A 20,701-nucleotide genomic window follows, 5' to 3' on the forward strand; every position below is an offset into this window, starting at 1 on the left:
GTTCGTAAATTTTCAATTTATGCTCAGCATGACATTGCGAATATTAATTGTTTTATGATATACTTTTAATATTTTCTGCAGTCGTTTTGATTAATTCATTTCGTTCCATCAGGAAGTTTTTGAGATAATTGGTAAGGAATATTTTGTTGAAAACTTTCCCGATTATTCCAAATGGGGATTCGTACTCGAAAATATCCGTCATGATTGTGTTTTCACCTTCTTGTCTGAAAAAATGTTGGTGTTTTAATGATTTGAAAGTCCCTTTCAACATAATATCTGTGAATTGGTAAGGTTTTTCCATATTGATGATTTTTGAAGTATGGGTTTGATAAACACCTAAATGTTTAGCTCTCCAGGTCACCGTTTCATCATTTTCAATTAACCCTGAAATTCGTCCGGCGATGGCTTTTTCTTTGGTTTTGGAAGTTGACTTTTGGTGCAGATCAATATCTCTTGCTAAATCGAAAACGGTTTGAATATCAGCTTTAATGATGGTTTTTAAATAAATTTCAGGCATATAAATAATGTAATACAATTAAAATCAAAACTCTGTAAGTTACCCAGCTTAATGTTGGGATAAAATTGAGTTGCAGAATCCTGCATCTTCTCAAATGCTCCAAAAACATAATAAATACGACTATTCCAAAGTAAATGATTGAGAAAACAGGGCTTAAATTTAAAAATAATGCAGGAATTAAAAGTAAAGTTCCAATGAGAGAAACTGTCATCATATTTCCTAGATAATCCCAGATTTTGTCTTTTAAATAGTTTTTTAGAAATATCGTCTGCCAAACAATTTGTCCGACACAAATTATAAATTCTCTCCAAAAATTCTGAGTTAAGCCTAAACCTAATTTTGCTGAAAACAGACTTAGAATATATCCTGAAAAAATTACAACAAAAGCAATATAAGCAAGTCTGTATTTTAAGTTAAAATCAGGAACACAGGCCTCTTCTGTCTGACTTTTCATTGAAGGAATAATCTGTTTCCTGTTATAAGAAACGAAAGAATACAACTTTTTGAAAAACCAGTACAAAGGCTTTATTCTGGCTATTTTTTCCAATGCAGGAAATGAGTTTCCTATGATTAGCAACAAACTATCTAAGCCATAAATCACTTTATTTTTTTCATGATCAACTAAAGCAATTTCGTTTTTTGCACGATTAAAATCAATCAGGTTTTTATTCTTAACACTTAGTTCTGTAAAAGCTTCTCTTCCGCTTTCATCCAACATTCCGACTTTTATAAAACCTTTTGAATAGATGTTGCACATCGGGCATTCGTTGTCGTAGATGAGGGTGTGGTTTTTAAGAGTTTTCATTGTTTGTGCTGTTAAAAGATTTGTAAATTTTATAATTATCATAGATGTATACACCCGCCATAACAGGGCTGTAGAAAAATGCGGCCAAAATAATCACTCCAAAAACATCAGATATTGCTTTATTATGTTCAAAAACAAAAACCATTATCCATGAAAACCAAACAGGCAAAATAAAAATTCCATATACTACGTAACGATATGATTTCTCTGTTTTTTGAAATGCCTTTATTATAAAGCTTATCAATTGTGGAATTCCAACAATAAAATAGAAAAAAAGAAATCCACCAACTGTAAAAAAAAGAATTGATACAGCAATTCCTAGGATTAAAAAGTAAACTTGAACATTATAATCAATTTTTGCAAATTCTTTCATTGTTATCAATTTTTAAAGGTTTAAAAAATCCCCTCTTGTTCGTTTGTTCTGTATTTTGAATGTGAAATACATCCAGATTTTAAATAGTAATGTTTTCATTTTTAATGATTTTATCTTTGTTCATCGCATGTTTACGTCCTTTTAAGAAAAGTAACAGGTTCAGAAGCATCATTACTCCAAGATAAATTGAGAATCCTCCTATCTTTTTACTTAATGCGACAACCAATCTTTCCACGGTTTCAATCTGGAAAAATTCAATGATACAAAGTGCAAAACCAATATTCAGAAGATAAAAACCGATTTTGAACAGTGAATTTGTTGCCATGGCGATATCTTCTTTTTGATGAAAAATATCGATCATGAAAGTTTTAGAATTTTTAAACAAAAACTGAGAAACAAAAATCGTCAACATAATTACTATGGGTAAGTAGATCATATATGCAGAAAAATTGTAAGTTACTGTTGTTAAAACTGTTGCATTCATAGTATATTATTTTATAGTTAAATTTTTTCTTAAAAAATAAAGAGCGAAAATGTTCATAAAATGTAAACCACAAAGGATTAATGTGATATACCCTATTCTGATTGCTGTGACCGTCAGAACTTGTTCCAATGAGTTTACTTTATCCCAAGTTGCCAAATTGAGTGCGATATACCCTAAATTGATCAGATAATAACATCCCAAAAGTATTCTGTTGATTGTTAGACAAAGATTGGCATCATGAATAAGGTAATCCAAATAATACTTTCCGGCATTATAACATCTTCTTCCCACATCGATCGTGATGTATGAGCTTATCGTTAGAAAAAGTGTGTATGAAATTATATTGAACATTTTATAAATATTATATTTTCAATAATTTTTGAAAGTTTATTTGAAATAAAAAAGGATTTTAAGGTCCTTTCTATTTTAATAAATTAGTGATCTTTCCGACCAACCAGTGATCGTCACTTTTTATTGCCAGATCCATAATATTGTTAATTTTTCCTGTCACTGAACTGAAATCATTCATCAGCTTGATAAACTCCTGGGCTTCAGGAGAATCTTTATCTTCAATATTTTTAAGTTCTTCTAAAAAAGCAATTACAGGTTCGATTTCTCTTTTTCTGCGCTCTTTTGTGATTTGCTTAAACAAATACCAGACATCTTTTTCTGCTACAAAATATTCCTTTCTATCCCCTTTTATGAGTTCTTTTTTTACAATTCCCCAATCTATTAATCCACGAAGATTCATATTTGCATTGCCTCTTGAAATTTCAAGCTGCTCCATCACCTCATCCGTAGAGAGTGCTCTGTCACTCGCCAAAAGCAACGCATGAACCTGTGCCATCGTACGATTGATTCCCCAATTGGTTGCAAACGTACCCCAAGTCTGAATGTATTTTTCTTTAGCTTCTGAAAGTTGCATCTTGTTTTGTTTGATTTTCTTATTACAAATCTAATTAAATATTTTGAATTTTCAATAATTTTTGAAAATTATTTTTTTTAAAAAACAGACATCCTTTCGAATGCCTGTTAAATCATCTATTTTTGTTGTGTTTTATAACTTTCAACCAATCTTACAAACTCAGCTCTGTAGCCATCATCATCTTTACCTTTTCCTTTTTTGGCAAGATTTTCAATTTCCTTTACATTTTTATTTTTGATTAAACTTGAATTTCTTAACACCAACCCAAACCAGGCAACTGATGAGGTAAACTTGAAATCATCGCTTGAAGATGAGAAAGAATCGTTGGTATTTTTTATAACCTGAACTATTTCAGAACTCTTGTCACCATCCGGTTTTTTATATCTGAATTTTACGGTTGCCAATTCATCTCCAAAATTTTCAGAGCTTGTATTAACAGAATACTTCAGTTCAGTTTCCTTAGGAAGAAAATCAGAGTTTACATCCACCGGAATTACTTCATATAATGCAGTAACCGTATGGCCGCTTCCCAATTCTCCGGCATCAATTTTATCATTGGTAAAATCTTCGTTTTTTAGTTTTCGATTTTCGTAGCCTATCAAACGGTAAGATTTCACATATTTCGGATTAAATTCAATCTGAATTTTCACATCTTTGGCTATGGCATACATACTTCCTGCAAATTCTTTTCCGAGAAATTTATTCGCTTCCTGCATCGTGTCAATGTAAGCATAATTTCCATTGCCCTTGTTCGCTAAGGTTTCCATTCGGTTATCCTTAAAATTCCCCATTCCGAAACCTAAACAGGTAAGAAAAACACCCGATTTTCTTTTCTCTTCCACCAAAGTCTGTAAATCTCCCGTAGAAGAAGCTCCTACGTTAAAATCTCCGTCTGTAGCAATGATCACGCGATTATTCCCTCCTTTAATAAAGTTTTCCTGAGCAAGTTTATAAGCCAGTTCAATTCCCTCCCCTCCTGCCGTACTTCCGCCTGCCTGAAGTTGATCCAAAGCTCCGATAATTTTATTTTTTTCACCTGCTGAAGTTGGAGGAAGAACCATTCCTGCGCTTCCTGCATAGACTACAATCCCGACTTTATCTTCGGGTCTTAGCTGATCCAACAAAACTTTAAATGAAGATTTCAACAATGGCAATTTATTGGGTGCATCCATTGAACCCGAAACATCAATCAGAAAAACAAAATTGGATGCCGGAAGCTGATTCGCCGGAATATTTTTCCCTTGAAGACCAATTTTTAAAAGTTTATGTTTGGAATTCCAAGGAGAATCATTGTATTCTGTATTAATTGAAAATGGCTGATTATTTTTCGGCTGTGGATAATCATATTTAAAATAATTGATCATCTCCTCAATTCGCACTGCATTTTTATCTACATATTCCCCATTATTAATCATTCTTCGGATGTTGGAATACGCTGCATTATCAACATCTATGGAAAATGTAGAAACTGACTGATTTTTGGTCAATTCAAAAGGGTTTTCTACGAAAGCATCATATTCTTCATTATTTTGTTTTTCAATGAATTTTGCTTTTTTAATACTATCCTGAACTTTCTGAAGTTTTTTGAATGCTTTTTTTTCTTTTCTTGAGATCTTTTTTGTTGTGACAACAATTGCTCCATTAGATCCCTGACTTCCATAAAGTGCACTTGCCTGCAATCCCAATAGTGTAGTTAAAGATTCAATCTTATTGGGAGGAATGCTACTTAAAGCTTTCTGATCTGAAATTACGCCATTTATAACAATAATAGGAGTAGTTTGCCCCGTTAAAGTTCGTGAGCCTCTTATTTTAATATCATACTGATTATTATTTGAGTATCCTATAGAATTAATTGTCAATCCAGGTGCTTTCGCTGCCAAAGCTGCTGCAATATTGTTATATGGCTGACTTTCAAAATACCCTTTTTCATTCCCTGTAACATATATTTGTGCTGGACCTTTTACAACAATATTTTTGGAATTGTTCTTTTTAAGTTTTATTTCTGACGGAGAGACATGATAATTGTTTTTTTGATTAAAATCATAAGAATCAGTTGTATAAACACCATTATTTATTGCGACAACATTAGACGATGCTACTTCATCTCCTTTCTTTTTGATACCCAAAGCACCAGTTACTACAACTTCATTTATATCTTCTACTTTCAAAGTATCTGCTGATTGAACTTTTAAAGCAGGATAAGGAATTGGCTGATTATAATTTTGAAATTTGTGACCAGGCATCACACCCATTGAGGGAGGAGCACTTACTGTTACAATTTCTTGTTTATTCTGTCCCTTCAATTGATTTCCATCAATTTCCTTTTTAATATTCGATTGTATAGTGCTGTCAATAATTTGGATATTAGAATTTATTTTAGGGGAAGCCGTATTGTGAGCAATTGCAGGTTTTTTAATTTCTAAAACATCATTTTTATTAATAAAGTAAAACGCACCTAAACCAATAATCAAACTCGCTGCAATTCCGTAAGGAAACCAGATCGGAATGATTCTTTTTCTATTTTCTTTTTTATCTAATTTTTCTTCAACTTGAGCCCAAACTTTATCAAAACCCGGAAAAGTCGCAGGTTCTTCCACTTTAGAAGCCTCATTGAATTTTTTATCTATATCGTGATTATTTTCCATTGTTGTAAAGTTTTAAATGTTATGATTCACCAAAAGTTCCTGAAGTTTTTTCCTCGCAAAATTCAGCTGGGATTTTGAGGTTCCTTCACTGATTGAAAGCATTGCTGCAATTTCCTTGTGTGGATAACCTTCAATGGCAAAGAGGTTAAAAATTGCCCGGCAACCTTCCGGAAGAAAGTTGAGCAATTTGAGAATATCCTTTTCGAAGGAAAGGTTTTCTGCCTGTGCATCTGAAGACTCAATCAGATTTTCATCCAGAGAGATATGAAGAGCTTTCATACTTCTAAGTTTCTGCAAGCATTCATTCACCGTAATTTTTTTTGCCCAAGCCTCAAAAATATCAGGATTCTGCAACTGATCAAGTTTCGTAAAAATCTTGTAAAAAGTATCTGCCAGTACTTCTTCAATATCTTCATCATTTTTCAGGTAACGTCTGCAAACTGAATAAAGTTTGCCCGCCATATTTTCGTAGACTTTCCGCTGTGCATTGCGGTCACTCCGTTGACATGCTATTAGTAATTTGTGTTCCATAGGTTGGCTTTATACTCTAATAGATGCAGAATTTTTAAATAGGGTTGGAAACATGTAAAACTTTTTTTAAAAATATGAAATTTCTTTCCTAAGTAATTAATTTATAAATTCTTAAAATATAAAGATATTTATTGCTTATTTCTATAATTATTTCACTTAATTATGATTTTATATTTTTTTATTTATTATTTTCGAAAAAAAATAATAACATCAAACAATCATGAAAAGTATTCATTCTAACAAAATGCTGCAGAAGAATTTTACTAAACCTCTTCTTCAACCTCCCATTTTAGAGAAAATACTATTTTTCATGAAGTATTATACCGAAATAAATGCTTTCCTCACCACTCAGAATAGAAAAGGATGGATGTTTTTTTTACTATTACCAGTCTTATATTGTAGTCAGACTTATCAATGGCAATGGGGAAAACAGGCAGGTGGAATAACGGGTTCTGCTGATCCGGGCTTTCATTATGTATTTGATGAATCCATAAGAGATATTGTAGTGGACAACAATAATAACACCTATTATCTTGCAACAATGGGCCAACAAGGACAAAACCTGAATGGTACATCTGTAACCAATTACGGTCTGAGTGATCTTTTTCTATTCTCTACTGATTGTGCAGGAAATTTAAGATGGACAAGACCAATCGGAGGTTCAGGAGATGGAGAAAATGCATGGCATATTAAATTAGATAATAACGGTGGATTATATATTCTGGCTACAATTTATAACAATTCGTACATCGGAGACCCCAATGCAGTTCCAGTCCATTTTGATGATACCCATACTCTGCCTCTGTATACCTATTATGATCAAACCATAGATCCTGCCCACAAAGCAGCTTTTCTATTGAAATATAATACTTCGAACGGTACATTAGCATGGAGCAAGTCTTTACAAGGAGACGTTAATTATTTCTCCCGTATGTGCGATGTTCAGACAATGTATATGGATTCTTCCAAAAACATCCATGCTGTCATGGGCTTCAGAGCAGGAACCCATTTAAATGGTATGATTACAGTACCTTCAACCTACACATCAACCTATCAGTATTATGCTGTGAAGTTTAATTATGATAATGGTAATATGACACCAGCAACACCTTTGCTCCTTCCTATTACAGGAGATGCAATAAATATTGTAGGAAGAGAAGGAAAAGTTAATCTAGTCTACGATGAAAGTTTGAATCGTTATTATTTAGCGGGTAAAAGAATGGATCCGGGATTCAGTAATTTAGTTGATCTTTCCTACAATAATGTTCCATTTACGAAAGCAGCTTATGTACTGGCTTTTGACGGAAGTACCGGAGCAGAGGTATGGAGAAGGGAAATTAACAATGGTACAACAGCCACTGATGATGAAATTCATTCTATTATAAAAGATCCGGCTACTTCAGATATTTATATTTCAGGACGATATTTTAATGGAATAACCGTGCCTGCAACCTTTGGAAGTTATACTTTTCCGTTGAGAAGTTATGTTGAAGCGGTTCCGTTCGTCATGAAGATCAATGCTTCAGGTACCGTACAGTGGGCAAGAACTCCGGATGGAATGTCTGGTCTTCAGTTTGGCTATCGTTTTACTAAAGGGACAATCGCTATTAATGGAAGCGAAATAGCATTTGCCAAAGGAAGTTGGTCTGATATCTGGGGAAGCTATACAATGACTCGGTCTAACGGGGATCGTTCTGATCCTTTATTGGTTCGTCTTAATAAAGATACCGGAGCTGTAATAGGCGCCGGCGAAATACTTAGTCCTTATGGATTTATAGATGAATTTACGGCAATTGCTGCAGATCAGGATGGAAATTACATCGTAGGAGGTTTTTTTCATGATCAATTATTTATAGACGCCAATGATAATGTCAATACAATGGCTGTGAATGTAGTAGGAGGTAAATCTCAGTCTTTTTTCACAAAATATGCTAAATCAGCATGCAGTCAAATGTCGGTAGAGGAAACTGCAGCTCAGGCAGGAATTCAATTATATCCGAATCCTGTAAAAGATGTTCTTTATATCAAAAGTAAAGAACCATTAGTTTCTTACGAAATCTATGCAGCAACCGGGCAACTCATAAAACAAGATCATTTGAGTTCAACACAAGAACAAATACATCTCTCTTCTTTGCAGACAGGAATATATTATATAAAACTTAAAACCCAATCTGCTACTGTTACTGAGAAAATTGTAAAAAAATAATCTCTCATACCTTACCCTACTACAAAAGTGTTTTCTCCGGAAAGCACTTTTTTATAATAAGACACAACCAGTTTTGTTAGATCATGAATAAAATTTATAAATAAACAGCAATAAAATTCAGTATTAATTTAACTTTTCCCTTTGTAACAAATCTGTAATATGAACGACTATTCATAAATAGTAAAACCTTTTATTTAGTAATGAAAAATAAAAAATTTGTATCATTACTTTTTGTTTTGTCTGCAGGAAGTATGATGTTTGCTCAAGATGACTTAATCAATAAGTTAAAAAACAATCAATCTCAAAATGCTAATTTCCAGTTTACAACGTTGAAAGACGTAGGAGCGACTTCGGTAAAAAACCAGGGTTCTTCAGGAACTTGCTGGAGCTATTCAGGAAACTCTTTCCTTGAATCTGAGATGCAGAGAATGGGTAAAAAACCTGTGGATTTGGCAGAAATCTTCACTGCAAGAAACTCTTATCATGATAAAGCAAAACTATACGTTTTGAATAACGGAGCGATCAGTTGGGGTGACGGAGGAGAATTACACGACGTTGTTAACATGTACAAAAAATACGGAGCGGTTCCTCAAGATGTTTATACTGGTTTAAAATCCGGACAAGCATTGAACAATTTCTCTGAAATGCAAGGAAAATTGAAACCGGTTCTGGATAGTTTAGTTCAGGCGGCATCAAAAGGAAAATTGACAGATAACTGGATGTCTTCTGTTGATGCTATTTTAGATGAATATTTAGGAAAAGTTCCAACCAATTTTACATATGAAGGAAAAAACTACACTCCGCAAACATTTGCTAAAGAAATTGTAGGAATTAATCCTGAAGATTATGTAGAAATTTCTTCTTACAAAGATTATCCGTATTACCAGAAATTTGTAGTTCCAATTCCTGATAACTGGAGCCACGACTCTGACTGGAATGTTCCAATGAAAGATTTGACAGCAATTATTGATAACGCTGTAAGCAAAGGATATTCTGTAGGTTGGGCGACGGACGTTTCTGAACCGTATTTCTCTTATAAAAATGGGGTGGCTTATGTTCCGGATATGGATTTAGATCAAATCAATAAGGATAACAAAGGAACTTTATTTACAGAGCCGAAAAAAGATAAAGCAATCACAGAAGATATGCGTCAGAAAGCTTTAAATAATCTTTCTACAACGGATGATCACGGGATGCACATCGTAGGATTGGCAAAAGATCAGTCCGGAAAAGAATATTATATGGTGAAGAATTCATGGGGAGTTACCAATGATTTCTCAGGCTATCTTTATGTAACAAGACAGTATGTTGAATACAAATCTACTGCAATTCTTGTTCACAAAAATGCGCTTCCAAAGTCTATTAAAAAGCAATTGAAGCCCACAAAAAACATTGGTTTATAAGAATCACTTTTTGCCTTTTATTGGCATTTAGATATTTAAATCTGTTAAAGAAACCGTTTTCAAATTTTGAGAACGGTTTTATTTTTTACCATTAAGCATAAAAACCTTCAAATTAAATCAATTTTATATTTTTCATTAAATAGAGAAATATTATATTTGATGTTCACCAAAATTATTTAATATGAAAAATCTAAAAAAATTAACAAAAACAGATTTAAAAAAAATCAACGGAGGAAATGCTCCTGAATGCCCTCTTGACACAGTTGAATGCTATTATCCACCTAAAAACGGAATTCCAGGATATTGGAAATGTATTTCTATCACTTTTGGCTGTCCGAACTAAAATTTAAAACCGCTTCAAGATATTTCCTGAAGCGGTTTCGTTTAAAATAATTGATAGGTAAAATAATATATGAATAGGAATGTCAGTTCGCCACGTTCGTCAATTTCAAAATTTCAAAATTTCAAAATTCACTTATGAAGCAAAACTCACCATTGACTTTAAAATAAAACGGCCATACTTTCAGCCTTGAAATCCAGCAGATCCTCTGTCTTTCCTTCTTTTACTTTTTTCACCCATTCCGGGTCTTGTAAAATAGCACGACCAACTGCAACCAAATCGAAATCTCCTCTTTCTAATCTTCTTGTCAGTTCTGATAAATCGGCTTTTTCAGTTCCCTGTCCTGCAAATGCTCCCATAAAATCTCCTTCAAGACCAACAGAACCTACCGTAATGGTTGGCTGACCTGTGATTTTCTTCGCCCAGCCTGCAAAATTTAGATCAGAACCTTCAAATTCCGCTTCCCAGAAACGTCTTTGTGAACAATGGAAAATATCAACTCCGGCTTCTTTTAATGGCAATAGCCACTCTTCCATTTCTTCAGGAGTGTTCGCTAATTTCGTTGAATAATCCTGCTGTTTCCACTGAGAAAGACGAATAATAATTGTAAAATCCTCTCCTACTGCAGCTCTGATTGCTTTCACTACATCAACTGCAAATTTGCTTCTTTCTTTCAATGTTTTTCCACCGTATTCATCAGTTCTTGTATTGGTCACTTCCCAGAAAAACTGATCGATCAGATAGCCATGAGCTCCATGAATTTCAACAACATCAAATCCAAGATCTTTCGCAGATTTGGCAGAAGCTGCAAACTGAGCAATGGTATCCTGAATATCTTCCAGCGTCATTGCAGAAGCTTTTTCCATATCAACCAAAGGATAATCTTCAGACATTCTTGTATCTCCGACATGCCAAATCTGAGGTCCCATTTTCCCACCATTTTCGTGAACGGCATCAATTACATTTTTCCATCCGTTTAATGCCTCTGTTCCGTAGAAATCAGGAATATTTTGCATATTTTTTGACCCCGGTCTGTTGATCACAGTTCCTTCCGAAAGAATCAATCCAACTTCTGAAGCTGCTCTTCTTGCATAATAATCTGCAATTTGCTGAGTCGGAACGCCGTTATCAGATTGAGCTCTGGTCATCGGAGCCATTACAATTCTATTTTTTAGTTCTAAATTCTTGTATTGAAAAGGTTTAAATAATGATTCTGTACTCATTTTTAAATGTATATTTTATAATTGTTACACAAAGTAACTAATAATAGTTCAAATTTGTTCCTTTTGAATTTAAAAAAGTGGTAACTTTGTAGTAACTTACATTAGTAACGTAAAAGTAACGTATGAAGAAAAATGAATTAATGGCTTATAGCTGCCCTTTAGGAAAAGCAATGTCTGCCTTGGGAAGCAAATGGAAACCGATCATTGTATTGGTGATTAAAGACCGAAAATTACGTTTTGGAGAGCTTGCGGTGCGAATTAATGTAATTTCAAGAAAGGTACTAACCGACCAATTGCGTGAAATGGAAGCCGATGGATTGGTGATTCGTGAAGAGTTTAAAGAAATTCCTCCAAGAGTAGAATATTCGTTGACAGAAAAAGGATTGGCGCTGTTGCCGATTTTATACCAATTGGAAGAATGGGAAACAAAATATCATGTGTATGATCCAGAGAAGGAGAAAGATTGTAAGACTCTTTTGGAAGGGAAGAAAATAAAAAAGGCTGTCGTTTGATAATCTTTTACTTAAAATCTTCCAATTTTTCTTTTTCCAAAGACTCCATAAAGTAAATAAAGCTATCTTCCCAGTTTTTAATTTCTGGTGATAAAAAATTTTTATCTTTAACTGTTCTTAATGATAAAAAATAGACAAAGCCTTTAAAAAAATTTTCAATTTTCTCAGATTGCCTTCCAAAATCATAACAAAAATCAACCGCTTCTTTTCCATTTGTTGAAATATGTAGATAAGGAAGAAAGTTATGTACTAGCATATTTCGCTTTATTAAATAATCATCAAGTTCATCTTCTATTATAAAGTTGGGGTTTAGCTTTAATAAATGAAAAATTGCTCCCAAAGTTCTTTTGCCATTCTTTGATTTTGCTGTTTTTTCTAAAAATTCTAATGTCGTTACAGTTGAATAAAAATTATTAAATTCAATTAAATATTCTAATAATTTGCCTGTAATAAGTTCAACTCTTTGAGCAGAAATTAGAGCCATCCCAATTCTAGAAAAAACGAAATATTTCTCTGTCATTCTTGAAGAATCTTCTTTAAAATAATATTTCATATAAAACTATAAGGTTATTAGAAGAAATTAAATATACTAATAAAAAACCGCCTCCCAAAAGAAAGCGGTTTCAAAATTTATCTCAAATCTCAATTAAAATATCGCAGGATATTTCTGAGGATTTGTTTCATTAAACATGGCATAGATCTTTTCAACCATATCATCTGCAGATGGTTTAGAGAAATAATCTCCGTCACTTGCATACGCTGGTCTGTGATCATTTGCAGCGATTGTTAACGGATCAGAATCTAAGAATCTGAATGCCTTTTGCTTTTCTAAAATCTGTTGCAAAATAAATGCTGAAGTTCCACCTTCTACATCTTCATCAATTACAACCAATCTGTTTGTTTTCTTTACAGATTCAGCAATCTCGTTTGTTAAATCGAAAGGAATTAAAGACTGAACATCAATAACTTCCGCAGAAATTCCTAATCTCTCTAATTCTTCAGCAGCTTCCATTACAATTCTCCATGTAGAACCGTAAGTTACCAACGTAACATCCGCTCCTTCTTTTGTAACTTCGATTTTTCCGACAGGAACAGTGAATTCACCTAAATTATCAGGTTGTTTTTCTTTTAATCTGTATCCGTTCAGACATTCAACAATCACAGCTGGATCGTCGCTCTGAAGCATTGTATTGTAGAATCCAGCAGCTTTTGTCAAGTTTCTTGGTACTAATACCAAAATCCCTTTTGAAAGGTTCAAAATTCCCGCCATTGGAGAACCTGAATGCCAAACTCCTTCTAATCTGTGACCTCTTGTTCTGATGATTACAGGCGATTTCTGACCTCCTTTTGTTCTGTATTGAACGGTAGCCAAATCATCGCTCATTCCTTGTAAACAATATAAAATATAGTCTAAATACTGGATTTCAGCAATCGGTCTCAACCCTCTCATTGCCATTCCAATACCTTGTCCTAGAATCGTAGCTTCACGGATTCCCGTATCGGCAACACGAACTTCACCATATTTTTCCTGCATTCCTTCAAGACCTTGATTTACGTCACCGATATTTCCGGCATCTTCACCAAATACTAAAGTTTCAGGATATTTTTCGAAAATTTTATCGAAGTTATTTCTTACCACTACTCTTCCGTCTACATCTTCAGAAGCATCGGAATAGATAGGCTTGATTTCTTGTACGTTTTCAGCTTTCCATTGAGACTGAGAATATAAATGAGAAGAATAATTATCTTTCTCAACCTCAAAAATCTCGTTGTATTTCTGCATCAATTGGTTTCTTTCCGCAGAATTCGTTCCTCTAGTTGCCAATAAAGATCTTCTTACCAAATGGAAAACATCTTTCTTAGCTTTTGAAACTAATTTATTGAATTGATTGATATAATTTTCAATTTCAGCATTTTGTCCTTTTAGATTTTCAACTAAAGGCAACACTGAATTGATTAAACCTGTAATTACTTTCTGGTAGCTTTCCCAAGCTTGCTTTTGTCCTGCTTTTACAGTTTTTTTAGCTTCTTCATCAATTAAATCCAAGTCTTCTGCAGTTGCTAATACCTCTTCTTTACCTTCAATTTCGATTGAATAATTTAAAATCCATTCTCTGAATTTTACCAATCCGTCAAACTGAGATTCCCAAGCCAAACGCTCTTCATTTTTGTATCTTTCGTGAGATCCTGAAGTCGAGTGACCTTGAGGCTGCGTAACTTCAATTACGTGAACCACAACAGGCACAGATTCCATTCTTGCAAATTGTTCTGCTCTTGCATAAGCATCCAACAATGCTGCATAATCCCAAGCTTTTACCTGAATAATTTCGCAACCCTGAGCTTCTCCTTCTTTTCTTTGGAAACCGCTCAACATTTCTGCGATATCTGCTTTTGCTCTCTGATTTTTTGTAGGAACTGAAATTCCGTAACCATCATCCCAGATTGAAACAACCATAGGAACCTGAAGTGCACAAGCTGCATTCAAAGTTTCCCAGAAATGACCTTCTGCTGTAGAAGCATCCCCAATTGTTCCAAAAGCGATTTCGTTACCTTCTTTTGAGAACTTTTCAGAACCGTCGAATTTTACTGATTTATATATTTTTGAAGCCTGAGCCAATCCTAATAATCTTGGCATTTGTCCTGCTGTAGGAGAAATATCCGAAGAAATATTTTTCTGAGCTGTCAAATCTTTCCAGCTTCCGTCTTCATTTAAACTTCTTGTTGCAAAGTGCCCGTTCATTTGTCTTCCAGCCGATGCAGGTTCTCTTTCAACACTTGTATCTGCATACAATTGCGCAAAGAAACTTTCCACTGTCAATGCATCTACAGCCAATGCAAAAGTCTGATCTCTATAATATCCTGAACGGAAGTCTCCATTTTTGAAAACTTTCGCCATTGCAAGCTGAGGAAGCTCCTTACCATCCCCAAAAATACCAAATTTAGCTTTTCCTGTAAGAACTTCTCTTCTTCCCAAATAGGACATTTCACGAGAAACTCTCCCTAACTTGTAATCTTCAAGTATCTGATTTTTAAAATCTTGAAAGGAAATTTGCTGTGTTTCAATATAGGTTGTCTGCATAGCCAAAATATAAAATTTTTAATTCTGAAGTATTTTGCTAATATACACTTTTTAAATTAATTTTAATTTTTATTAATCTTTTTTAAAAATTTGATAATAAAAAAAATTGTGTTTATTTTAGAATAAATTTGTAAAGATGGAAAAAAAGTCAAGTCATATATTGAATGCATCGAGCAATCTTTTAGGGTTTTCATTACTGATTATAACCTCATTAAAAATCACTAAAATAAGTCACAGTACGTATTTAGACGAATTTGCCGGGGTAGCATGCTTATGTTTTGCATTCAGTTGCTTCTTTTCTTTTCTCTCGATTAGATCAACGAATAAAAAGCGGGGAAACAAGTTTGAAACTATTGCGGATTATTTATTTTTAACCGCTTTATTTTGCATTGTTTTAGCCGTTATTATTGTAACAATGAGAATTATTTAATTAAAATTTTCTCTCAATTACATAGTCTAGCATAAGGTGTAGTGCTTTTTTAGGCTCAGAATCAGGGAATTCGTTAAGAATGTCTTTTGCTTTCTGCTGAAAATCTTTCATCACAGAAATAGCATAATCAAGTCCTCCTGAGGTTTTTACGAAATTTATCAACTCTTTAACACGTTTTTGATCGTTATTATAACGTTTTATGGTATTAAAATAGTATTTTTTATCTTTTTCGTTAGCAATTTTTAAGGTATGAATTAAAGGAAGCGTCATTTTTTGCTCTTTAATATCAATGCCGACAGGTTTTCCGATAACATTTGAACTTAAATAATCAAAAAGATCATCTTTAATCTGGAAAGCCATTCCGGTATATGTTCCGAAGTCCATCATTTTTTTTGCCAACGCTTCATCAGCATTATTAGACAGTACTCCGATTTCGCAGCAGGCAGCAATTAAAGTAGCTGTTTTCTGACGAATAATTTCATAATAAACATCCTCCGTAATATCTAATTTTCTTGCTTTTTCCAGTTGAAGAAGCTCTCCTTCAGACATTTCACGGATCGTTCTGGAAATCACGGCAAGTAAATCGTAATCTTTATGGTCTGTAGAAAGTAATACGGCCTTTGATAACAAAAAATCTCCCACCAGAACCGCAATTTTATTCTTCCACAACGCATTGATCGAAAAGAAATTACGACGTTTAAAACTTTCATCCACCACATCATCATGAACCAAAGTCGCCGTATGGATCAGCTCAATCATAGAAGCACCACGATAGGTTTTCTCGTTGACATTTCCGATAAGTTTTGCACAAAGAAATACAAACATAGGACGCATTTGCTTCCCTTTTGTCGTAACGATAAAACGAGTGACTTTATCTAATAAAGGTACTTTGCTCTGCATCGATTCATAAAACTTCTGTTCGAAAAGTTTCATTTCCTCATTGATCGGTTGCTTGATTTCTTCTACGATGTTTGCCACAATCTGCGAATGATGGGTAAATAATTATTAATTCCTCACAAAGATAATTTTTTTCAGTTAATTTTAAGAGAAATTAATCTTTGAGTTTATCTTTCGGGATAAAATATAAGCTTTGTTTTGCCCCTCCCAACGGAGAATGAAACTTTTCCCCTGAAATATAAATACCGGAATCATCTACTGCAACTCCTTCAATCTGTCCTATGGAAAGAGCACTTCCCAAATAATAACGCTTTGGATCTTCTTTAAAAAATATCCCTGGTTCTGTTTCTTTGAAAATATTTAAAAAGACTTCTGTTTTCTTTGTATAGCCTACTAAATAAAGCTTTTTATCAAAATAAGCCGCATCTGTCACTACAAAATTGGTTTTGAAAGATTCTACTTTTTTAGCTTCTTGTTTTTCAGAAATTGTGGGATCTATAGTATAATGTGTTGTTGATTTTGATGCCCATTCCTTAGTAAAAAGATGAATTTTCCCTTCTAAATAAATCATTGCTTCAGCATCAAAATCGGTTTTTAGGTTTTTCGGGGTAAAATCAGTTTGCTCTGGATAGAAAAACGGAATCGAAGTCCCTTCTAAAGTTCTTTCTGAACTCTTATTTAGCTCGCTAACGTTTTCATAAGGAACTTTATAAATGGAAAGGTCTTTCCTTGCTCCCGTATTATTACCGAAATCACCCACGTAAAAATTCTCACCATCATTCGTCAAAGCTTCCCAATCTGTATTGGTTATATTGGTTTTGAGTATTCGGACAATTTCACCATTATCTTTATTGATTTCAAAAAGATCAGGAGTATTTCCGCTGTCATTAAACGTATAAAGTTTTCCGTTAAAAAAATTCAAACCAGATGTTTCCTGAATTCTTGAATCCAGATAGCTCACTCTATATTTTTTGATTTTCAGCAGATTGGATTGCTGAGAAAACACCAATGTGGAAATCGAGAGAGAGGTAATCAGGAAAAACTTTTTCATGGAGCAAAATTAACTTTTTTAAACAAACACAAAACTTCATTCTATAAAGCAAAAGACGAGCAAAAGCCCGTCCGTTTATTTTTTTGATTATGCCGATTTATCGTGAACCTTTTCTTTTTTTCTATTTTTTTTCTCCCAATATTCCCGTTGGTAATCCTTCACGGTTTTTCCTTTCCCATCATGTCGCCATCCCGGAGAATTAAATATATAATTAAATCGGTCTTTAATGGTAAGATTAGGTTGTTTCAGATCTTTTGCTATTTTTTGCCATTCGTACAATAAAGTCGTTATCGGATCATCGTCCGGCATTTTAGGGTAAATTCCAAACTTCACAGGAACTTTAGGATCTTCAGGCTCAAAAGTCCCGAAAATTTTATCCCAAAATATAAAAACCATCCCCATATTTCTATCAAGATATTTGATATTGCAACCATGATGAACTCTATGATGCGAAGGTGTCACCAAAATATATTCTAAAAATCCCATCTTTTTTACCGTTTGTGTATGCACCCAGGTTCCATAGACCTGTCCAACGGCATAACACACCATAATTGCCCAGGGATTAAATCCTAAAAACGCCAAAGGTGAGAAAAACAGATAGCGATACAAAGGCTGAAAAACCGGACTTCGGAAGCCTGTTGTTAAATTAAAATATTCAGAATTATGATGGGTGATATGTACTGCCCAAAAAGCTCTGGATTTGTGATCGACCAAATGATGGAAATAATAGGCCAAATCTGTTACCATAAAGCATAACAGCCAGTAATACCAAGTACTCATATCAAAATCGAACAGTCTGAAACTATAGAAAAAGAACATGACGCCCATCGCAAAAGCCTTCATCACAAGATCCAAACCGAAGTTCATCAATGCAAGATAGATGTTGGTCAATAAATCTTTCCGGCTGTATAAATGCGCCTGTGCAACACTGCTATAAATCATTTCTGCCAAAATAACAGCGGCATGAACAGGAACCGCCCAAGCATACACACTTTCCAGCCCATTTTCACTCATAAAATAATCCATCATTTGCTACTAGTTTAGTACAAATTTAGAATTTTAAGAGATCGTAAAGAATAATTTTGTTTTTTTTAATGAAATTTTAATCCGTCGTTTTATTGGCAAGCTGTCCGCAAGCCGCGTCAATATCTCCTCCACGACTTTTACGAATCATAACAGTAATTCCGGCATTTTCTAACTGACGAACATAATTTTCTTCCGCCTGTTTGTTACACTGGTCATATTTACCGTCACCAATCGGATTGTATTGAATAAGGTTAACCTTAGAAGGAACCTGTTTACAGTATTTAATTAAAGCTTTGATATCTTCGTCACCATCATTAATTCCTTTCCAAACACAGTATTCAAAAGTGATAACAGAACCTGTTTTTTTATACCAATATTGAAGCGCTTCCATAATATCCGTTAAAGGGAATTTATCTGAAAACGGCATGATTTCATTACGTTTGGATTCTATGGCGGAGTGAAGTGACAATGCTAATTTCACACGCAATTCATCATCAGCCAACATTTTGATCATCTTTGGAATTCCCGAAGTTGAAACGGTAATTCTTTTAGGAGACATTCCCAAACCTTCCGGCTGAGTAATTTTTCTGATGGCTTCAACCACATTTTTGTAATTCATCATCGGCTCACCCATTCCCATAAAAACAATGTTGGTAAGCGGTCTGTCGAAATACATTTTACTTTGGCTGTCAATAAGAGCAACCTGATCTACGATCTCGGCAACCTCAAGATTTCTCATTCTTTTCAGTCGCGCAGTCGCGCAAAATTCGCAGTTTAATGAACATCCAACTTGTGATGAAACGCAAGCTGTTGTTCTGGTTTCCGTAGGAATTAAAACGGATTCCACCATTAAACCGTCATGAAGTTTTACTCCATTTTTAATCGTTCCGTCAGAACTTTTTTGAAGCAAATCCACTGAAACCGGATTGATGGTATATTCTTCAGAGATTCTATCCCGAAGCTGTTTCGAAAGATTCGTCATCTCATCAATCGAATGGAGGTTTTTACTCCACAACCAATCATAAACCTGCTTCGCACGAAACGGCTTTTCTCCTAAAGACAGAAAGTAGTCTTTAAGCTGGTCTAATGATAAAGTTCTGATATCTTTCATGTAGGTAATAGGTTACAGATAGTAGGTAACAGGTGCTCACTGCGACCTGCTACCTTATACCTGATATCTTTATTAAAGAATTAACATTGCATCACCGTAAGAGTAGAATTTGTATTTCTCTTTTACAGCTTCTTCGTATGCGTGCATTATAAAATCTCTTCCTGCAAACGCTGCAATCATCATAATTAATGTAGATTTTGGCGTGTGGAAGTTCGTTATCATACAGTTAGCTACTCCGAAATCGTGTGGCGGATAAATGAATTTATTCGTCCAACCGTGGAATGCAGAAATTTTCTTGTTTGAAGAAACTGAAGTTTCAAGTGTTCTCATCGTTGTAGTTCCAACCGCACAAACTCTTCTGTGAGACTCAACAGCATTGTTAATGATCTGAGCATTTTTCTCATCGATGAAGATTTCTTCAGACTCCATTTTGTGCTTAGAAAGGTCTTCCACTTCAATCGGGTTGAATGTTCCTAAACCAACGTGAAGGGTAACTTCAGCAAAGTCGATTCCTTTGATCTCCAATCTCTTCATCAAATGTTTTGAGAAGTGAAGACCTGCAGTAGGTGCAGCAACTGCTCCTTCTATTTTTGCATAAATCGTTTGGTATCTTTCAGCATCTTCCGGTTCAACGTCTCTTTTGATATATTTTGGAAGCGGAGTTTCTCCTAATTCCTTCAATTTAGTTCTGAATTCTTCGTAAGAACCATCAAATAAGAATCTTAATGTTCTTCCTCTTGAAGTTGTATTATCAATAACTTCAGCTACCAAAGATTCATCTTCAGTGAAGAATAACTTGTTCCCGATTCTGATTTTTCTTGCCGGATCTACCAAAACATCCCAAACACGAGTTTCTTTATCTAGCTCTCTCAACAAGAAAACTTCAATTTTAGCTCCTGTTTTTTCTTTGTTTCCATACAAACGAGCAGGGAAAACTTTAGTATTATTAAAGATAAAAAGATCTCCTTCATCAAAATAATCCACAACATCTTTGAACAATTTATGCTGAATTGTTTCAGTTTTTCTGTCCAAAACCATTAATCTAGCTTCGTCTCTGTGTTCCGATGGATGTTCTGCCAATAATTCTGCAGGAAGATCAAAATTAAAATCTGATGTTTTCATTTTTTAAATTACGGTTTAAAA

The 20,701-nt window shown here is 34.2% G+C and carries 20 protein-coding genes; 4 read left to right on the forward strand and 16 right to left on the reverse strand.

What is annotated here, in order from left to right; genetic code table 11:
• Positions 1 to 52: 52 nt before the first annotated feature.
• From LV842_RS10725 to LV842_RS10760, 8 genes are all read right to left on the reverse strand, one after another.
• Positions 53 to 517, reverse strand: a complete 465-nt coding sequence (locus LV842_RS10725; RefSeq protein WP_233111453.1) for an SRPBCC family protein — start codon at positions 515 to 517, stop codon at positions 53 to 55.
• Complete coding sequence (locus LV842_RS10730; protein ID WP_233111454.1) at positions 510 to 1,322, reverse strand: DCC1-like thiol-disulfide oxidoreductase family protein; 813 nt, start codon at positions 1,320 to 1,322, stop codon at positions 510 to 512. Before LV842_RS10730 ends, LV842_RS10725 begins: the two co-directional genes overlap by 8 nt.
• Positions 1,309 to 1,695, reverse strand: a complete 387-nt coding sequence (locus LV842_RS10735; protein WP_233111455.1) for a hypothetical protein — start codon at positions 1,693 to 1,695, stop codon at positions 1,309 to 1,311. The genes LV842_RS10730 and LV842_RS10735 overlap by 14 nt, the downstream gene beginning before the upstream one ends.
• 79 nt (positions 1,696 to 1,774) lie before the next feature.
• Entirely contained in the window at positions 1,775 to 2,179 is a 405-nt protein-coding gene (locus LV842_RS10740; RefSeq protein WP_233111456.1) for a hypothetical protein, read from the reverse strand.
• Positions 2,180 to 2,185: 6 nt separating this feature from the next.
• The gene (locus tag LV842_RS10745) at positions 2,186 to 2,530 is read right to left on the reverse strand and encodes a hypothetical protein (RefSeq protein ID WP_233111457.1); all 345 of its coding nucleotides are present in this window, start codon (positions 2,528 to 2,530) and stop codon (positions 2,186 to 2,188) included.
• A 70-nt stretch (positions 2,531 to 2,600) separates the two neighbouring features.
• Positions 2,601 to 3,104, reverse strand: coding sequence for a GbsR/MarR family transcriptional regulator (locus LV842_RS10750; RefSeq protein ID WP_233111458.1), 504 nt, complete (start codon positions 3,102 to 3,104; stop codon positions 2,601 to 2,603).
• Between the two features lie 116 nt (positions 3,105 to 3,220).
• Positions 3,221 to 5,749, reverse strand: a complete 2,529-nt coding sequence (locus LV842_RS10755; protein WP_233111459.1) for a vWA domain-containing protein — start codon at positions 5,747 to 5,749, stop codon at positions 3,221 to 3,223.
• Positions 5,750 to 5,761: 12 nt separating this feature from the next.
• On the reverse strand, positions 5,762 to 6,280 hold the full coding sequence (locus tag LV842_RS10760) for an RNA polymerase sigma factor (protein WP_233111460.1): 519 nt from the start codon (positions 6,278 to 6,280) through the stop codon (positions 5,762 to 5,764).
• Positions 6,281 to 6,500: 220 nt separating this feature from the next.
• On the opposite strand from LV842_RS10760, the gene LV842_RS10765 reads away from it, so the two are divergent.
• The 3 genes from LV842_RS10765 to LV842_RS10775 all read left to right on the forward strand — a co-directional run bounded on the left by LV842_RS10765 (position 6,501) and on the right by LV842_RS10775 (position 10,232).
• Positions 6,501 to 8,486: a T9SS type A sorting domain-containing protein gene (locus tag LV842_RS10765; protein ID WP_233111461.1), complete on the forward strand. Its 1,986-nt coding sequence runs from the start codon at positions 6,501 to 6,503 to the stop codon at positions 8,484 to 8,486.
• Positions 8,487 to 8,686: 200 nt separating this feature from the next.
• Positions 8,687 to 9,889 (forward strand): C1 family peptidase, encoded by a 1,203-nt coding sequence (locus LV842_RS10770; protein WP_233111462.1) that lies wholly within the window; start codon positions 8,687 to 8,689, stop codon positions 9,887 to 9,889.
• A 181-nt stretch (positions 9,890 to 10,070) separates the two neighbouring features.
• Positions 10,071 to 10,232, forward strand: coding sequence for a bacteriocin-like protein (locus tag LV842_RS10775; RefSeq protein ID WP_233111463.1), 162 nt, complete (start codon positions 10,071 to 10,073; stop codon positions 10,230 to 10,232).
• A gap of 158 nt (positions 10,233 to 10,390) precedes the next feature.
• Here the strand turns inward: LV842_RS10775 and LV842_RS10780 are convergent, their stop codons facing one another.
• Positions 10,391 to 11,452 (reverse strand): NADH:flavin oxidoreductase, encoded by a 1,062-nt coding sequence (locus LV842_RS10780; protein ID WP_233111464.1) that lies wholly within the window; start codon positions 11,450 to 11,452, stop codon positions 10,391 to 10,393.
• A 122-nt stretch (positions 11,453 to 11,574) separates the two neighbouring features.
• On the opposite strand from LV842_RS10780, the gene LV842_RS10785 reads away from it, so the two are divergent.
• Positions 11,575 to 11,964, forward strand: coding sequence for a winged helix-turn-helix transcriptional regulator (locus tag LV842_RS10785; protein WP_233111465.1), 390 nt, complete (start codon positions 11,575 to 11,577; stop codon positions 11,962 to 11,964).
• Between the two features lie 7 nt (positions 11,965 to 11,971).
• Here LV842_RS10785 and LV842_RS10790 read toward each other — a convergent pair whose 3' ends face one another.
• The 7 genes from LV842_RS10790 to queA all read right to left on the reverse strand — a co-directional run bounded on the left by LV842_RS10790 (position 11,972) and on the right by queA (position 20,680).
• On the reverse strand, positions 11,972 to 12,517 hold the full coding sequence (locus LV842_RS10790) for a hypothetical protein (RefSeq protein WP_233111466.1): 546 nt from the start codon (positions 12,515 to 12,517) through the stop codon (positions 11,972 to 11,974).
• A gap of 93 nt (positions 12,518 to 12,610) precedes the next feature.
• Positions 12,611 to 15,043: an alpha-ketoacid dehydrogenase subunit alpha/beta gene (locus LV842_RS10795; protein WP_233111467.1), complete on the reverse strand. Its 2,433-nt coding sequence runs from the start codon at positions 15,041 to 15,043 to the stop codon at positions 12,611 to 12,613.
• Between the two features lie 430 nt (positions 15,044 to 15,473).
• A complete protein-coding gene (locus LV842_RS10800) occupies positions 15,474 to 16,451 on the reverse strand; it encodes a polyprenyl synthetase family protein (protein ID WP_233111468.1) in 978 nt (325 codons plus the stop codon).
• 73 nt (positions 16,452 to 16,524) lie between these two features.
• On the reverse strand, positions 16,525 to 17,421 hold the full coding sequence (locus LV842_RS10805; RefSeq protein ID WP_233111469.1) for a hypothetical protein: 897 nt from the start codon (positions 17,419 to 17,421) through the stop codon (positions 16,525 to 16,527).
• An 87-nt stretch (positions 17,422 to 17,508) separates the two neighbouring features.
• Positions 17,509 to 18,450: a sterol desaturase family protein gene (locus LV842_RS10810; RefSeq protein ID WP_233111470.1), complete on the reverse strand. Its 942-nt coding sequence runs from the start codon at positions 18,448 to 18,450 to the stop codon at positions 17,509 to 17,511.
• Between the two features lie 73 nt (positions 18,451 to 18,523).
• Positions 18,524 to 19,558, reverse strand: a complete 1,035-nt coding sequence (rlmN, locus tag LV842_RS10815) for a 23S rRNA (adenine(2503)-C(2))-methyltransferase RlmN (protein ID WP_233111471.1) — start codon at positions 19,556 to 19,558, stop codon at positions 18,524 to 18,526.
• A 72-nt stretch (positions 19,559 to 19,630) separates the two neighbouring features.
• Positions 19,631 to 20,680: a tRNA preQ1(34) S-adenosylmethionine ribosyltransferase-isomerase QueA gene (gene queA / locus LV842_RS10820; RefSeq protein WP_233111472.1), complete on the reverse strand. Its 1,050-nt coding sequence runs from the start codon at positions 20,678 to 20,680 to the stop codon at positions 19,631 to 19,633.
• Between the last annotated feature and the right edge of the window lie 21 nt (positions 20,681 to 20,701).

Source organism: Chryseobacterium gwangjuense (assembly GCF_021311115.1).
GTDB lineage: Bacteria > Bacteroidota > Bacteroidia > Flavobacteriales > Weeksellaceae > Chryseobacterium > Chryseobacterium gwangjuense.

Excerpts from the sequence above, each read along its gene's own strand:
- LV842_RS10725 (WP_233111453.1), bottom strand. The coding sequence starts at position 517 with ATGCCTGAAATTTATTTAAAAACCATCATTAAAGCTGATATTCAAACC.
- LV842_RS10730 (WP_233111454.1), bottom strand. The coding sequence starts at position 1,322 with ATGAAAACTCTTAAAAACCACACCCTCATCTACGACAACGAATGCCCG.
- LV842_RS10735 (WP_233111455.1), bottom strand. The coding sequence starts at position 1,695 with ATGAAAGAATTTGCAAAAATTGATTATAATGTTCAAGTTTACTTTTTA.
- LV842_RS10740 (WP_233111456.1), bottom strand. The coding sequence starts at position 2,179 with ATGAATGCAACAGTTTTAACAACAGTAACTTACAATTTTTCTGCATAT.
- LV842_RS10745 (WP_233111457.1), bottom strand. The coding sequence starts at position 2,530 with ATGTTCAATATAATTTCATACACACTTTTTCTAACGATAAGCTCATAC.
- LV842_RS10750 (WP_233111458.1), bottom strand. The coding sequence starts at position 3,104 with ATGCAACTTTCAGAAGCTAAAGAAAAATACATTCAGACTTGGGGTACG.
- LV842_RS10755 (WP_233111459.1), bottom strand. The coding sequence starts at position 5,749 with ATGGAAAATAATCACGATATAGATAAAAAATTCAATGAGGCTTCTAAA.
- LV842_RS10760 (WP_233111460.1), bottom strand. The coding sequence starts at position 6,280 with ATGGAACACAAATTACTAATAGCATGTCAACGGAGTGACCGCAATGCA.
- LV842_RS10765 (WP_233111461.1), top strand. The coding sequence starts at position 6,501 with ATGAAAAGTATTCATTCTAACAAAATGCTGCAGAAGAATTTTACTAAA.
- LV842_RS10770 (WP_233111462.1), top strand. The coding sequence starts at position 8,687 with ATGAAAAATAAAAAATTTGTATCATTACTTTTTGTTTTGTCTGCAGGA.
- LV842_RS10775 (WP_233111463.1), top strand. The coding sequence starts at position 10,071 with ATGAAAAATCTAAAAAAATTAACAAAAACAGATTTAAAAAAAATCAAC.
- LV842_RS10780 (WP_233111464.1), bottom strand. The coding sequence starts at position 11,452 with ATGAGTACAGAATCATTATTTAAACCTTTTCAATACAAGAATTTAGAA.
- LV842_RS10785 (WP_233111465.1), top strand. The coding sequence starts at position 11,575 with ATGAAGAAAAATGAATTAATGGCTTATAGCTGCCCTTTAGGAAAAGCA.
- LV842_RS10790 (WP_233111466.1), bottom strand. The coding sequence starts at position 12,517 with ATGAAATATTATTTTAAAGAAGATTCTTCAAGAATGACAGAGAAATAT.
- LV842_RS10795 (WP_233111467.1), bottom strand. The coding sequence starts at position 15,043 with ATGCAGACAACCTATATTGAAACACAGCAAATTTCCTTTCAAGATTTT.
- LV842_RS10805 (WP_233111469.1), bottom strand. The coding sequence starts at position 17,421 with ATGAAAAAGTTTTTCCTGATTACCTCTCTCTCGATTTCCACATTGGTG.
- LV842_RS10810 (WP_233111470.1), bottom strand. The coding sequence starts at position 18,450 with ATGATGGATTATTTTATGAGTGAAAATGGGCTGGAAAGTGTGTATGCT.
- rlmN (WP_233111471.1), bottom strand. The coding sequence starts at position 19,558 with ATGAAAGATATCAGAACTTTATCATTAGACCAGCTTAAAGACTACTTT.
- queA (WP_233111472.1), bottom strand. The coding sequence starts at position 20,680 with ATGAAAACATCAGATTTTAATTTTGATCTTCCTGCAGAATTATTGGCA.